Raw genomic sequence first — 13,980 nt, 5'->3', positions numbered from 1 at the left:
TCACCTTTGTAATAAGGATTGTTACGTTGAAATTTGCTATAAAAAAATGCATAGCTTGGGGCGACGGTAAAACCAGCGCCGAGGATTGGTATGCTTTTGCTAATAACGATAGTTTAAACACTGAAACGTTAACACTTCCTGAATTAAAACAAATGCCTGCTATGCAGCGCAGACGTCTTAGTCCGTTTGCTAAGTTGACACTACACTGCGCACTTACAGCCAGTGAATCCTATGAACAAACAGTACCCAGCGTATTTTCATCTCGTCATGGTGATTTACATAAAACCAGCAAATTAATTGCTGATGTGGCAAGTAAAGAGCCATTGTCTCCAACCCATTTTGGTTTATCTGTTCATAATGCCGTAGGTGGGTTATTTAGCATCTTTACCGGTAATAAAGCGCCTTTGTCTGCAGTGTCGGCTGGCGAAGATAGTTTCTTTATGGGCTTGGTTGATGCGGTCTCAAAATTACATGCTTACAATTATGACCGTATTCTATATGTATATAGCGATTTAGCTGTACCTGAGCAATACCAACCTTATGTACAGCAAAGTCATGATAACGTTGCTGTGGCCTTATTAATCGAGAAAAGCACATCGCAAGCATGCGTTAATTTAGAGTTTACCAGCCATGACCTGCCTAACAGTGCTGAGTCATCGCAGTTACAGGCATTGGCTTTTTTGCGTTTTTATTATTCAAATAATCAACAGTTAGCCCTTGATTCAAAGCGTTATCAATGGCAATTAAGCCGCGTATGAAAGCCGCACTCATAAAACTATACCGCATCATAGCAACGGGCAGTGCGTTTGCCTTATTTAGCGGTGGAGGCTTGGTTTTATCTGTTTTGGTGTTTTCGATTCAACGCTTACTTTATGCTGATATAAACCAACGAAATCAAGCCGCACGCACAGCGGTGCATTATTCGTTTAAATTCTTTGTCGGTTATATGCGCCTTGTTGGTATTTTGCGAATTGATCTTGATAAATTAGATACAATAAAAAATGCGAAAGGACAGCTAATTATCGCCAATCACCCTTCTTTAATTGATGTGGTGGTATTAATTTCGATAGTCAGAAATGCAGATTGTGTCGTCAAAGCGGACCTTTGGAAAAATCCATTCTTAAAAGGAGTGGTAAAGGCTACGGGCTATATTAACAATGATGCTGATCCTGAATATTTTTTAAATCAGTGTCAGCAAAGTTTTGCCCGTGGTAATAACTTGATTGTATTCCCTGAAGGCACGCGAAGTGTACCCGGGCAGCCATGGAAATTTAAACGAGGTGTAGCCAATATCGCGCTTCGTACTGAAGTCGATATGCTGCCGATTTTGATTGATGTATCACCGGTCACGCTGACCAAGGGACAAAAGTGGTATCAAGTGACTGATCGTCGCTTTACCTTTAAAATGCGTGTACTTCCGGTTTATGAGATAAAACCTTATTTACAAGGTGACCATGTAACGAACACTGTTAGACAACTAACACGCGACTTACAAGCTTATTTTAACGAGGAAAAATTAAAACATGAGTGATTTAAGCACTGAAGTAAAACAACTAATCATTGAAACCCTTGATTTGGAAGATATCGAAGCATCAGATATTAATGATGATGAAGCGTTATTCGTCGATGGTTTAGGCCTTGATTCAATTGATGCACTTGAATTAGGTGTTGCGATTAAAAAAGCTTATGACGTAAAAATTGATGGTAATACCGACGACAGTAAAAAACATTTTTACTCGGTTAAAACCTTGTGTGATTTTATTGCCTCAACACGGGCATAATAAACTGCAGTCACTCTGCATTGTTTGGAAGTAACTATGAGTAATGAAAACATGAATAATGGCGATAAAATTTTTGCAATGCTAAGCGAAATCCTAGAACAGGATTTTGAAATAGATGCAGAAGATATTACCCGCAGCGCAAATTTATATGAAGATCTTGATTTAGACAGCATTGATGCGGTTGATTTAGTCGTTAAATTACGTGAGCAAACGGGTAAAAAAATCGAGCCAAATGACTTTAAACAAGTTCGTACAGTGCAAGACGTCATTGATGCTGTTGAAAAACTGATGACAGCAGACGCTTAATGAACAAGGCCGTGCTAGTTGGGTTACTTTTTTTATATCCACTAGCCGTGTATTTTGGCTTGCAGTTTAGCGAGCCTGCGTTAATTGCTGCACTTTTTATTGTGGTGCTTTTAGCGCGATACTGGTTAACAAAAAGCAGTATAGTTAATTTTGCACACATGAAAATAATAACTATCAGTGGTATAGCTTTATTAGGTTTTGCGACTTTTGCTAACTCTGAATTGGCACTGAAGTTTTACCCAGTGGTAATAAGTAGCTGCTTTTTAGCTGTATTTGCTTATTCACTATATAACCCACCTAGTTTTATTGAAGTGATTGCCAGTAAATTTGAAACGCTTGACGAGCACGGCAAGCGTTACACCCGTACAGTAACAAAAGTATGGTGTGGATTTTTTATCATTAATGGATTAATTGCGACAGCAACGATTTTTCATCCAGATCCAGTGGTTTGGCTAACCTATAATGGTTTAATTTCCTATTTGTTAATGGGGATATTAATGGCCGTAGAATTTATAATAAGAAAGTTTCAAAAGGCAAAAAATAAATCAAATGAAATGGCCGACTAACAAGACCTACTTTTATTGTCAAAATCATGGCTATGCCATTTGGCAACAGCAAGTAGATGCCCATGCACGCGTATTTGCTGCACGTGATGAACAAACATGGTTATTATTTGATGCTGACAGTTACCAGTTCAGTGTTTTGTTTTTTGCGTTATTAGCCGCAAACAAGTCTATTGTATTGCCACAAAATGGCCAACCCGAGCAGCTTGCACAGTGCTTAGCGCAAGCTGAGGCGTTCACTGGCGTAGCCGATAACACTTGCGCAGAAGTGGCTTTTAATAAACACATTCGTGTTGAGCATGTGGTAAATACTGCCATTGAGCTTGATGAAAATGCCGCGATTCGATTTTTTACCTCTGGCTCAAGTGGGACGCCAAAAGCAATTGATAAAACCTTTTCCCAGTTATTGATTGAAGTTAAAGAGCTGGAACAGCAATTTGCTGATCAAATGCAACAAACCATGATGGTTGCCACGGTGTCGCATCAGCACATTTATGGTTTATTGTTTAAGGTTTTGTGGCCACTGTATAGTGGGCGTGATGTCTGTTTTAATAGCTTTGATTACCCAGAGCATTTACTGCACTTTATAAGTCAACAAAATGATGATCATGACTTTGTTGTGATCAGCAGCCCTGCTTATTATCATCGATTAGTACAAGATAATGTGCTTGTGGCTATAAAGCATAAAATACGTGGATTATTCTCATCAGGTGGGCCACTAAAAACCGCCGCGGCTATGCAGTTGGCGAGTCAACTTGGTGATTCGCCAATAGAAGTGTTAGGCAGTACAGAAACCGGTGGTATTGCTTGGCGTAAACAAAACGGCCAGGGTCATTGGCAGGCTTTTTCAACAATTAAGCTTAAACTCGATGATTATCAGCGACTTATTATTTCATCTCCTTATGTTGATAATGGGCAGTGGTATCAGACGGATGACCGGGTGCTGTTATTGACAAACAACCAGTTTAATTTATTAGGTCGCGCTGACCGGATTGTCAAAATAGAAGAAAAACGTTGTTCACTCGATGAAATAAGCCTCAGAGTAAACCAGTCTGATTGGGTTGTAGATAGTTATGTTTTATTACTGCAACATGGTACAAGTACTGGTAAGCGAGATGAAATTGCCGCTGTATTAGTATTAACAGAGGCTGGTGAGCAGGCATTAGAGCAGCTTGGCAAATTTAAGTTTTCTCAAGCATTAAAAACACATTTAAAAGCATTTTTCGAACCCTTAGTGATACCTAGAAAGTATCGTTATTTAACTGAGTTACCATATAACTCGCAGGGTAAACTTAATAAAGCGCAGTTGGAGAAGTTGTTTGACTGATTTTGTATATAAACCGGATTGTCAGCTGATTGAGCAAAGTGATGAACACGTTTTGCTAAAGTTAACAATTCCTGAAAATCTCTATTATTTCCAAGGCCATTTTCCGCAGGCGGCTATTTTACCCGGTGTAGCACAGCTTGACTGGGTGATGCACTATTTAACAGAGTTTATGGCGGTCGATTGCACTAAAGCAGTGTCGATTGATGCCCTGAAATTTCAAATCATTGTACAGCCTAATTATGAGGTTGATCTGCGTTTGAAAAAAATCAAAGCAAATAAATTTAGCTTTAGCTACAGTTCCACACATGGTCAGCATGCCTCTGGCAAAGTGGTACTTGCAGATGATTAAGGCGAACTGGTCATGAGTAGCCAATACGGATTTGTGATCCCAAATTACAATCATCATTTAGTGATTCGCGATACCATCGCAGCTTTAGTGAGTTTTAATTTACCCATTATTTTGGTCGATGATGGCAGTAATCAACAAACTCAAACAGTGTTAGAGGATGTTGAGCGAGAGTTTGCTCTGGTCACGCTTGTTCGTAGAACACAAAACGGTGGTAAAGGTGCTGCTGTACAAACAGGGTTAGCTCATGCCCACCAAGCAGGATGGAGCCATGCTATACAGGTTGATGCGGATGGTCAGCACGACTTGAATGATGTAGAGCAACTAATCGCGCGCTCTAAGTTTGCTCCCACGGCATTGGTCAGCGGTCAGCCTGTTTATGATGAGTCAATATCTAAAGGGCGTTATTACGGTCGCTTTATCACTCATTTTTGGGTCTATATTGAAACGCTTTCTTTCAAAATTAAAGACACTATGTGTGGCTTTCGGGTTTATCCGTTAGCTGCTTATGCGCAGTTAATAAATAACACGCGCTTAGGCAATAAGATGGATTTTGATATTGAGGTCATGGTAAAGCTTTATTGGCAGGGCACACCCGTTGAGTTCATTAAAACTAAAGTATTGTACCCAGAAAATGGTGTATCCCACTTTAATGTATGGGAAGATAACATTTTGATATCAAAAATGCATACGCGTTTGTTTTTTGGTATGTTGCTGCGTTTACCTCGGCTCATCGCGAATAAATTTAAATAGGAAGTAATAAACACAGTGTCAGATAACAACAAACCACAGCAACCGCACAACGACAGTACTTTTCATTGGTCACAATTAAAAGAGCGTGGCTCGATGTTTGGTATTGAAGTGTTAGTGTTTATTTATAAAGTATTTGGCAAATGGTTATTTAAAGTCGTATTAACGCCTGTGATGTTTTACTTTTATATTACGGGACGTTTATCACGACATGCGATTTGGCATTACTTAGACAATTTAAACACCAGCATGGGTGAGCAAAAGCGGGTCGGCTTAGCGCGCTTTAAGCAAGGTTTTAAATTGTATTTTTCATTTGGTATGGCAATACTCGATAAGTTTGATGCTTGGCTTGGTAAAGTAAATATTAAAGATATTGAAATTGCGACCCCTGACGGTTATCAAGAGTTAGTGCAAGCCAAAGGGGCGGTTATCTTTAGTGCTCATTTAGGTAATATGGAAATATGCCGCGCAATTTTTAGTATGGGTGATAATAAGCGTCCACTTAATGTGATCACTTATAATGAGCATACCCCGTCATTCAATAATTTCTTAAAGAAAATAAACCAAGAAGCGGCCATTAATTTTATTCATATTAATAACTTCGGTCCTGATGACACGATTAAACTAAAACAAAAAATTGATGATGGTGAAGCAGTGGTCATCTTTGCTGATAGAACCTCGGTCAATAACCCAACAAGTGTGCATCAAGCGCCGTTTTTAGGGGAACAAGCCCCTTTTGCTGTTGGTCCATTCGCGCTGGCGAACATTATGGAATGCCCAGTGTTTCTAATGTTTTGCATTAATGAACACGGGCGCTATAGAACCTATATTGAGAAGTTTGCCGACCCCATTAAAGTAAAACGCAAAGAGCGCCAAGCGCATTTTCAAGCAATGGCAACAAAGTTTGCTGAGCGTCTTGAGTTTTATTGTAAAAAAGCGCCTTATCAATGGTACAATTTTTTTAACTTTTGGCAAAAAGCCAGCGACAAAGATTCAAAGCCTAGCTAAATATCTGGAGACAGTAGTAAATGGAAAACAATAAATCAACACACCTTTTATTTGGCGCAGGCCGTTTAACGATTGAAGACATTATTAGTGTTGTAAAAGAAGACCGCAGCGTCGCGCTATCTGGTGATAGCCAGTTTGCTGAAAAAATTGATTCAGCCGTCGCTTTTTTAGATAAGCTTTTAGCTGAAGAAGGCCATATTTATGGTGTAACCACTGGCTATGGTGACTCGTGTACGGTAGAGATCCCGTTAGCATTAGTAAATGAGTTACCTATGCACCTTACACGCTTCCACGGTTGTGGCTTGGGTGATTTTTTTACGCCAGAACAAGGTAAATTGATTTTAGCTAGCCGTTTAGCGTCATTATCACAAGGCTATTCAGGTGTTAGCTGGGATTTACTAAAACTACTCGTTGAAATGATCAATCGTGATATTATCCCTGTTATCCCGCAAGAAGGATCAGTGGGTGCAAGTGGTGACTTAACGCCGCTTTCATATGTGGCAGGAAGTTTAATTGGTGAGCGCGACACCTATTATAAGGATCAAGTTGTTAACTCATTAGCGGCCTTTAAAGAAGAAGGTCTCGAGCCTATTACCCTACGTCCGAAAGAAGGCTTAGCAATAATGAACGGCACAGCGGTGATGACAGCGCTTGCTTGTCAAGCTTATGATCGTAGTGAATACGCAAGTCGTTTAATGACCCGTATTACCGCGCTTGCAAGTATTGCACTTAAAGGTAACAGCAATCATTTTGATGATATTCTATTTAGTGTTAAACCACATCCGGGTCAGCAAAATGTGGCAAAGCGCATTCAAACTGATTTAAATCATGTAGAACATCCACGTAATTCACATCGCCTACAAGATCGTTATTCAATCCGTTGTGCTCCTCACGTTATTGGTGTGTTAGAAGACAGCCTACCGTGGCTGAGAAGCATGATTGAAAATGAACTTAATAGTGCTAATGATAATCCGATTATCGATGGTGTCGGTGAGCATGTGCTACATGGCGGTCACTTTTACGGCGGCCATATCGCCATGGCAATGGATTCAATGAAGAACTGTGTGGCTAACTTAGCAGACTTGGCTGATCGCCAAATTGCCACCCTAGTTGATGTGAAAATGAACCATGGTTTGCCCTCTAATTTAAGTGCGGCTTCAAGTGAGCGTCGCTTTATTAATCATGGCTTTAAAGCAATTCAAATTGGCTGCTCTGCTTGGACAGCTGAGGCATTAAAACTAACCATGCCAGCGAGTGTGTTTTCTCGTTCAACTGAGTGTCACAATCAAGATAAAGTGAGTATGGGAACTATAGCTGCGCGTGATTGCTTACGGATTTTACAACTCACAGAGCAAGTATTAGCTGCGACTTTACTTGCGGCAGTTCAAGGTGTGCGCATTCGTATTTTAAATAATGAAATCGATGCCGCAGCACTTAATCCTGAAATTACAGCGATGATTGATGATGTAGCCGGCTTTTTTGATTTATTAGAAGAAGATCGCCCAACTGATAAGTTATTGCGTCAAACCATTGAGTATATTCAAACTCAACGTTGGTCGCTTTACCAATAAAGTGAAGGTATAAGATGAAAAAATCCAACGCAATAGTAACTGCCCATGTTGACATGGTGGTGCCATTTTATGATTTAGATCCTATGCGCATTGTTTGGCATGGGAACTATGTTAAATACATAGAAGATGCTCGGTGCGTATTACTTGACAAAATTGGCTATAATTACAATGCGATGGAACACTCAGGTTATATGTGGCCGATTGTTGATATGCGTCTAAAGTATGTTGCATCGGCCGTGTTTGGTTCGCACATACGCATTCATGCGAGTTTGGTTGAGTACGAAACACGGCTCAAAATCGAATATAAAATTGAATGTTTAGACAGCCAGAAGGTGTTGACTAAAGCCCATACAATTCAAGTCGCCTTAGATTTACAAAACCAAGAATTACAGTTTGAATCTCCCGCTGTACTTATCGATAAAGTACGTACATATGTTGAGTAACATTTGCTGTACTATATGGCTAGTAGCGGTGTTATTCGTTTGCTTGGTAACTAACTGTTTTGCACAAAGTGATTTCAGTGAGTTTGAAGTTAAGCAAGGTAAAGGAGAGTTTAGCCAAGCAAAGCATTTCACCTTTTTAAAACGGGCCATTAAGTCACAAGGTGAGTTTGTTATTTTCGATCGACAAGTTTATTGGCATACACTTTTGCCTGTAAAAAGTGAGCTACTGCTTTTAACTAGTGGAATTTATCGGCGTACTGATACTGACCAAGATTATCAAGTACTGACCCAAGATAAACAAATAAACCAGCTATTAGCTAACTTATTAAGTGGCCAGATCAAGAACTCTGATTGGCAAATAACCACTGAAGATCAAACTGGTTGTTACCAATTAGTGCCAACTTTAATTGAAGTAGCAAAGATGTTTAAGCAAGTAAAACTGTGCCGAGAAGGTGATAGCCAACGTGAGATAGTGATAACCGACCAACAGAATAATCATACCAATATTATTATGAAAATAACCACTAAGGAGCTTAGTCAAGGTGACATGGAAGCCATTAAGCTCACGCACTAAGCTCGTTGTATGGTGCATACAGTTTGCTGTTATATTAGCGGGTTTGACTTATTTATGGCTATTTAAGTCATTTACGATTGTTGCTGATCTCAATCAAATATTTAGCGTAGAACAAGATCCAGAAATACAACTCGTTATCGACCAATTAGAACAACAGCAATTACGTCAGCATCTTTTATTAGTGGGTCATCAAGATAAAGCCACGGCAATTAAGTATGCCCAGAGAGCGGCTAAGTCGTTAAATGAAATTACGGGTATTGCTGTCAATGTAAAGTTTGATGCTTTACCCAAACTTGACTCAATAGTGCGTGATTACCTTAATTATCCGCATGCTTTTATCAGTGAGCAATATCGATACTTGTTGCAAGCAAACGATAGTCAACGCTTATTCAATTACCAATTTAACCTCCTTAATGACGTGGCGTCGCCTTGGGTTGCAGCTACTTTGCAAAGCGACAAAACCTTAGCCCTAGCCGACTTTTTTAATCAACAACGATTACCTTCAGCGCAACTTAAAAACTATGATGGCTTTTTAATTGCGACTAAAAGCGAGGCTGTAGAGCAGGTTCGCTATTATGTACTCGTAAACTTTATGAGTAATGGCACGGGTTTAGATTTAAATGTTGCGAAAAAGATTGCAGCAAACGTCGCTTCTCTTAAACAGCAAGCATTAACACAAGATACAGGTGTGGATTACTTGGCCACTGGGGCTGCTTTTTTTACTGCGAGTGCAAGCTCCAGCGCCCAAAGTGAAATGGCCCTTTTTGGGGGGATTTCTGTACTCGCAACCTTGTTATTGATCATGGTTATCTACCGAAGTGTATTGAGTGTGTTCTGCACGTTATTCGTCGTTTTAGTCAGTATGATTTATGGCTACACTGCACTGCGATTATTGTTTTCTGAGGTCAATGTTTTAACGTTAGTGTTTGCAGTGACGTTAATTGGTATAGCAGCCGATTATAGTTTTCATGCCCTAAGTGAATTGCGTTTTTCTCAAGCTAAAATAGCAAACCCATTGCACAATATTCGTAGTTCATTGTTATTAGGTTTTCTGACAACTACTGCCGGATATTTAATACTGGTGTTTACGCCATTAATATTATTTAAACAAATTGCGGTCTTCACCATGGCAGGGCTGCTGGGGGCTTTATTATGTGTATTGCTACTCTACCCAAGTTTAATGCTATTAAAAGCTAAAAGCGCTATGCAGGTGCCGAACTTTATTACTGGATTGCATAACCTACAGCAAACGTGGCTTACTAATAAGCTGGCGATGCGTTGGCAAGTGCTATTCATCATAGTCGCATTATTTGGCTTAATGTTTTTAGATAATGATGATGATCCACGACATTTCTACAAAGTTCCTCATGATTTAATCACTCAGCAACAAACAATCAGCGATTTATTAGCAGCGCAATGGGACAGTTCATACCTGTTGATAGCCAGTGACAGCGAGCAGCAGGTGCTTAGGCAGATGGAGCAACTTTTACCACAGCTTGAGCAATTACAAGCAAACAAAGAGATTGCAGCGTATTCCAGTATCAGCCAATGGCTACCGTCAATATCCATGCAAAAGAGTAATCAACAATTGCTAACTCGAGCAGTTAATCGCGGGGATTTTACACAGTTAAACTTAGTGCTCGGCTATGATTCATCAGATATTCTATTTGATGATTATTATCAACAGCTTGACTTTGCCACATGGCAAGATAGCCAAGTGGGACTTTTATTTACCAATCAATGGTTGCAATCGCTAGACCGTTATTACAGTGTGATTAAGTTAAAGAGGGTAAAAAATTCCAGCAGGCTTAAAACCTTAGCTAACAGTAATCCTAATGTTTTTTTTATTGATAAAGTAGCTGATGTAAGTAAGCAAATAAAGCAATTTAGACAGCAATTAGTTTTAATCTATGCATTTTCCTTAGCTGCGGCGATGATAATTTTTTGGCTGCGCTACGGGCTATTAAATGCTTTTATTGCAATGACACGCCCACTAATTGCAATACTAATTGCACTTATAGTAAGCACTTGGTTTTATGGAAGTTTGACCGTATTTAATTATGTTGCTGGGATCCTTATTTTAGCCCTAGGCCTAGATTATTGTATTTTTTATGCCGAACATGGCCTAAGTAAAAAAATAACACTAACCACCTTTGTATCAGCAGCAAGTTCATTATTTGTATTCGCAATATTAATCGTTAGTTCAACGCCTGCAGTTAGGCAATTTGGTTTTACAGTATTTATTGGTGTAACAGTGGTGTTTTTGCTCGCGCCACGCCTTGCTTTAGTATCAAAAAGGAATATTTAATGATATCAACAGATTATGATGTAACTATTATAGGGGCAGGCCCTTCGGGGACAGTCGCAGCGTGTTTGTTAATGCAACATGGTTTAAGTGTCTGCCTCATTGAGCGGGATGAATTCCCTCGCTTTTCAATTGGTGAAAGTTTATTACCGCAAACAATGGAATTCTTAGCTAAAGCCAATATGCTTGATGTACTGCTAGACAATGCTGATGAGCTTGGGTTTCAATTCAAAAATGGCGCCGCATTTTATCGTAATGGTCACCATACTAACTTTAATTTTGAAGAAAAATTCAGTGATGGGCCAAGTACAACATATCAGGTTAAACGAGCTGCGTTTGATAATTTATTAGCGCAAGAAGCAGTTAAACAAGGAGCTACAATCCTCTTTGGACAGCAGGTAACTGGCTTTAAAAGTGATGAAAAGACTACTTACACAAATATAATTGATTTAAAAACGAAAGAAGAAAGCATCATTTCTGCAAAATTTACCTTAGATGGCAGCGGGTTTGGCCGTGTACTTCCGCGCTTATTGGATTTAGAAGAGCCGAGTGTACTCACTCCTCGTAAGGCTGTATTTACACATTTTAAAGATAATATTGATAGCACACAGTTCGACCGCAATAAGATACTGATCACCGTTCACCCTATGATTCCAGATGTATGGTACTGGGTGATTCCTTTTAGTGATAGCACAGTTAGTGTAGGGGTTGTCGGTGAAACAGCACAAATCGAAAGACCAAATCAAACACTTGAACAAACACTCTCAGACTTTATTCGTGCTGATGACAACCTAAGTGCTTTATTGACAGATGCTAAAATTATTGCACCTGTTCGCACGATTGGTGGCTATTCAGCGAATGTAAAAACGCTACACGGTGATAAGTTCGCATTATTAGGTAATGCTGGTGAGTTTTTAGACCCCATATTTTCATCTGGTGTCACAATTGCGTTAAAATCTGCTGTTCAAGCGTCCGAGTTGGTGGTGAAACAGCTTCAAGGTGAAGCAATTGATTGGCAAGTTCAGTATGAAGAGCCACTAAGGGAAGGGATCGAAGTATTTAAATACTTTGTGAATTCATGGTACGACACGAGTTTGCAATCAGTGATCTTTTTTGCTGATGGTCAACCAGATGTAAAAGAGATGGTGTGCTCAATCTTAGCGGGGTACGCTTGGGATAAAAGTAACCCATTTGTAAAAAATACCAAGCGTGGATTAAAGATTTTAGAACAAATTTGCGAGCCAGATAATAATGATAGTGTTGCTTAATGGTGCTGCTGATGTTGAGATTATATAGAAAAACGCTGTTGCCATTATGTGTGCTATTTATAGCTGGATGTCAACAAATGGCAGCAAATCATATGGCAAGAGCAATGTTTAATTATATGCCAATCCCTACACAGTTGATTGAAAAAGGTTGGCTCGAAAGATTTCAGTTTTCCGGCATTGTTGATGAGTCAATATTGGTATCAACCGAGTTTTCAAAATTATCAATCACAGTTGTTGCTCTCACTTTTGAAGGGGTGCCGGTTACACAGCTGCAATTTGATATTCAAACTCATGAACTTACCACCGAGAATACGTTAGGTTTAGAGCTTGATGGAAAAAAAATTATTTACGATATGCAAAGTGCATTTTGGCCTTTGGGGATGCTTGAGCAAAACATGCGTAATGATAGTAAGGTGATTGAGTTTGATAACATGTTACTTCGAACACGGCAGTTTTACCGTAATGGCTTATTAGCTCGAGAAATCACGTATAATGGCGCTGTCACTCTACTGACAGAATTTGAACAAAATTATCGCTTAAAAATAGAAAGATTAGAAGAATATTAATATGCAACAACCGCTATATATTAGCCATTATGCTATGGTTAACCCATTAGGCTGTGACAATAAAACAATTAAACGTAACTTGTTAGCAGGAAATCAAGAAGGCATTGTTGTTAATAATGAACTACTTAATGAAGGTCCAATTTATGTTGGTGCTGTGCAAGCAGTGTTGCCTTCATTAGTACAATATCCTTGTGAGTTTCATAGCCGCAATAACCAATTAGCCGCTTTAGCACTAGAGCAGCTAATCAACCCAGTTAACGATTTAAAACAGAGATATGAACAACACCGAATTGCAGTAATTGTAGGCACTAGTACCTCAGGAATTGCACAAGGTGAACAAGCCATGGCGCAATACTTAGAGCAAGGAAAGTTTGTCCATAATTATCATTACCAGCAGCAAGAGATGGACAATTTATCTCAATTTATTAGTTTGTATTTAGACGTAAAAGGACCCGCTATGACATTATCTACAGCTTGTTCTTCGAGTGCCAAAGCATTTGCCACAGCACAAGAGCTAATTGCAGCGGATCTTGCTGATGTTGCAATTGTCGGTGGCGTAGATAGCTTATGCGGTATGACAGTTAATGGGTTTGCCGCATTGGCCTCAACTTCTACTGGCATTAGCAATCCTTCTAGTAAAAACCGTGATGGTATCAACTTAGGTGAGGCAGCGGCATTATGCATAGTTGAAAAACAAGGTACTGTCAAATTGCTCGGCGTAGGAGAGTCTAGCGATGCGCATCATATGTCAGCCCCACACCCACAAGGCGAAGGTGCAGTAACGGCTATGCGAGCCGCACTGACTCGAGCTGGCTATCAAGCAAGTGATGTTGATTATGTTAATTTGCATGGTACAGCTACCCCTAAAAATGATGAGATGGAAGCCATTGCAGTGGCTGAAGTGTTTGGTAATGGTACACCCTGTAGTTCTTCTAAAGGCATGATAGGGCATACGTTAGGTGCAGCAGGAGCAACTGAAATCGGCTTATGTTGGTTGTTACTTGGCGATGATGAGTTTGCCCCGCATATTTGGGATGGCGAAGCGGATCCAGCATTGCCGACAATTAATCTCGTGCCAGTAGGGGCGAAGAGCGAAACAAAAATTAAAACATGCCTGTCCAACTCATTTGCTTTTGGCGGCAATAACGTTAGTGTATTAATCGGATTATAAG

General features: G+C 39.7%; 16 protein-coding genes. All 16 read left to right on the top strand.

Features of this window, described 5'->3' with window-relative positions; all coding sequences use genetic code 11:
• Positions 1-26: 26 nt before the first annotated feature.
• The 16 genes from MTF64_RS01765 (at position 27) to MTF64_RS01690 (ending at position 13,979) form a co-directional block, all read left to right on the top strand.
• Positions 27-758 (top strand): beta-ketoacyl synthase chain length factor, encoded by a 732-nt coding sequence (locus tag MTF64_RS01765; protein ID WP_248450292.1) that lies wholly within the window; start codon positions 27-29, stop codon positions 756-758.
• Positions 737-1,531, top strand: a complete 795-nt coding sequence (locus MTF64_RS01760; protein ID WP_248450290.1) for a lysophospholipid acyltransferase family protein — start codon at positions 737-739, stop codon at positions 1,529-1,531. The genes MTF64_RS01765 and MTF64_RS01760 overlap by 22 nt, the downstream gene beginning before the upstream one ends.
• A complete protein-coding gene (locus MTF64_RS01755; protein ID WP_087532151.1) occupies positions 1,524-1,781 on the top strand; it encodes a phosphopantetheine-binding protein in 258 nt (85 codons plus the stop codon). The genes MTF64_RS01760 and MTF64_RS01755 overlap by 8 nt, the downstream gene beginning before the upstream one ends.
• A gap of 51 nt (positions 1,782-1,832) precedes the next feature.
• Positions 1,833-2,087 carry an acyl carrier protein gene (locus MTF64_RS01750; protein ID WP_087532315.1) on the top strand — a complete coding sequence of 85 codons (255 nt, stop codon included), beginning with the start codon at positions 1,833-1,835 and terminating at the stop codon, positions 2,085-2,087.
• A 158-nt stretch (positions 2,088-2,245) separates the two neighbouring features.
• Positions 2,246-2,653 (top strand): hypothetical protein, encoded by a 408-nt coding sequence (locus MTF64_RS01745; protein ID WP_248450288.1) that lies wholly within the window; start codon positions 2,246-2,248, stop codon positions 2,651-2,653.
• Positions 2,637-3,977, top strand: coding sequence for an AMP-binding protein (locus MTF64_RS01740; RefSeq protein WP_248450286.1), 1,341 nt, complete (start codon positions 2,637-2,639; stop codon positions 3,975-3,977). The genes MTF64_RS01745 and MTF64_RS01740 overlap by 17 nt, the downstream gene beginning before the upstream one ends.
• Positions 3,970-4,326, top strand: a complete 357-nt coding sequence (locus MTF64_RS01735) for an acyl-CoA synthetase (RefSeq protein WP_248450284.1) — start codon at positions 3,970-3,972, stop codon at positions 4,324-4,326. The genes MTF64_RS01740 and MTF64_RS01735 overlap by 8 nt, the downstream gene beginning before the upstream one ends.
• A gap of 12 nt (positions 4,327-4,338) precedes the next feature.
• Complete coding sequence (locus tag MTF64_RS01730) at positions 4,339-5,076, top strand: glycosyltransferase family 2 protein (protein WP_248450282.1); 738 nt, start codon at positions 4,339-4,341, stop codon at positions 5,074-5,076.
• Positions 5,077-5,091: 15 nt separating this feature from the next.
• Positions 5,092-6,081 (top strand): family 2 glycosyl transferase, encoded by a 990-nt coding sequence (locus tag MTF64_RS01725; protein WP_248450280.1) that lies wholly within the window; start codon positions 5,092-5,094, stop codon positions 6,079-6,081.
• Between the two features lie 20 nt (positions 6,082-6,101).
• Entirely contained in the window at positions 6,102-7,652 is a 1,551-nt protein-coding gene (locus MTF64_RS01720; RefSeq protein ID WP_248450278.1) for an aromatic amino acid ammonia-lyase, read from the top strand.
• 14 nt (positions 7,653-7,666) lie between these two features.
• Positions 7,667-8,095, top strand: coding sequence for an acyl-CoA thioesterase (locus MTF64_RS01715; protein ID WP_248450276.1), 429 nt, complete (start codon positions 7,667-7,669; stop codon positions 8,093-8,095).
• Positions 8,085-8,669 carry a hypothetical protein gene (locus MTF64_RS01710; protein WP_248450274.1) on the top strand — a complete coding sequence of 195 codons (585 nt, stop codon included), beginning with the start codon at positions 8,085-8,087 and terminating at the stop codon, positions 8,667-8,669. The genes MTF64_RS01715 and MTF64_RS01710 overlap by 11 nt, the downstream gene beginning before the upstream one ends.
• Positions 8,638-10,977, top strand: a complete 2,340-nt coding sequence (locus MTF64_RS01705; protein WP_248450272.1) for an MMPL family transporter — start codon at positions 8,638-8,640, stop codon at positions 10,975-10,977. Before MTF64_RS01710 ends, MTF64_RS01705 begins: the two co-directional genes overlap by 32 nt.
• Positions 10,977-12,242, top strand: a complete 1,266-nt coding sequence (locus MTF64_RS01700; RefSeq protein ID WP_248450271.1) for an NAD(P)/FAD-dependent oxidoreductase — start codon at positions 10,977-10,979, stop codon at positions 12,240-12,242. The genes MTF64_RS01705 and MTF64_RS01700 overlap by 1 nt, the downstream gene beginning before the upstream one ends.
• Positions 12,243-12,319: 77 nt before the next feature.
• On the top strand, positions 12,320-12,808 hold the full coding sequence (locus MTF64_RS01695) for a DUF3261 domain-containing protein (RefSeq protein WP_248450270.1): 489 nt from the start codon (positions 12,320-12,322) through the stop codon (positions 12,806-12,808).
• A gap of 1 nt (position 12,809) precedes the next feature.
• Positions 12,810-13,979: a beta-ketoacyl-[acyl-carrier-protein] synthase family protein gene (locus MTF64_RS01690; RefSeq protein WP_248450269.1), complete on the top strand. Its 1,170-nt coding sequence runs from the start codon at positions 12,810-12,812 to the stop codon at positions 13,977-13,979.
• Position 13,980: the final 1 nt, after the last annotated feature.

It is taken from the genome of Pseudoalteromonas sp. 2CM41L (genome assembly GCF_023161905.1).
Classification (GTDB): Bacteria; Pseudomonadota; Gammaproteobacteria; order Enterobacterales; family Alteromonadaceae; genus Pseudoalteromonas; species Pseudoalteromonas atlantica.
Note: the sequence above shows the minus strand (reverse complement) of the source record. Positions and strands in the feature narration are given on the sequence as shown.

Excerpts from the sequence above, each read along its gene's own strand:
- MTF64_RS01715 (WP_248450276.1), top strand. The coding sequence starts at position 7,667 with ATGAAAAAATCCAACGCAATAGTAACTGCCCATGTTGACATGGTGGTG.
- MTF64_RS01750 (WP_087532315.1), top strand. The coding sequence starts at position 1,833 with ATGAATAATGGCGATAAAATTTTTGCAATGCTAAGCGAAATCCTAGAA.
- MTF64_RS01710 (WP_248450274.1), top strand. The coding sequence starts at position 8,085 with ATGTTGAGTAACATTTGCTGTACTATATGGCTAGTAGCGGTGTTATTC.
- MTF64_RS01740 (WP_248450286.1), top strand. The coding sequence starts at position 2,637 with ATGAAATGGCCGACTAACAAGACCTACTTTTATTGTCAAAATCATGGC.
- MTF64_RS01745 (WP_248450288.1), top strand. The coding sequence starts at position 2,246 with ATGAAAATAATAACTATCAGTGGTATAGCTTTATTAGGTTTTGCGACT.
- MTF64_RS01730 (WP_248450282.1), top strand. The coding sequence starts at position 4,339 with ATGAGTAGCCAATACGGATTTGTGATCCCAAATTACAATCATCATTTA.
- MTF64_RS01755 (WP_087532151.1), top strand. The coding sequence starts at position 1,524 with ATGAGTGATTTAAGCACTGAAGTAAAACAACTAATCATTGAAACCCTT.
- MTF64_RS01690 (WP_248450269.1), top strand. The coding sequence starts at position 12,810 with ATGCAACAACCGCTATATATTAGCCATTATGCTATGGTTAACCCATTA.
- MTF64_RS01695 (WP_248450270.1), top strand. The coding sequence starts at position 12,320 with ATGGCAGCAAATCATATGGCAAGAGCAATGTTTAATTATATGCCAATC.
- MTF64_RS01700 (WP_248450271.1), top strand. The coding sequence starts at position 10,977 with ATGATATCAACAGATTATGATGTAACTATTATAGGGGCAGGCCCTTCG.
- MTF64_RS01720 (WP_248450278.1), top strand. The coding sequence starts at position 6,102 with ATGGAAAACAATAAATCAACACACCTTTTATTTGGCGCAGGCCGTTTA.
- MTF64_RS01760 (WP_248450290.1), top strand. The coding sequence starts at position 737 with ATGGCAATTAAGCCGCGTATGAAAGCCGCACTCATAAAACTATACCGC.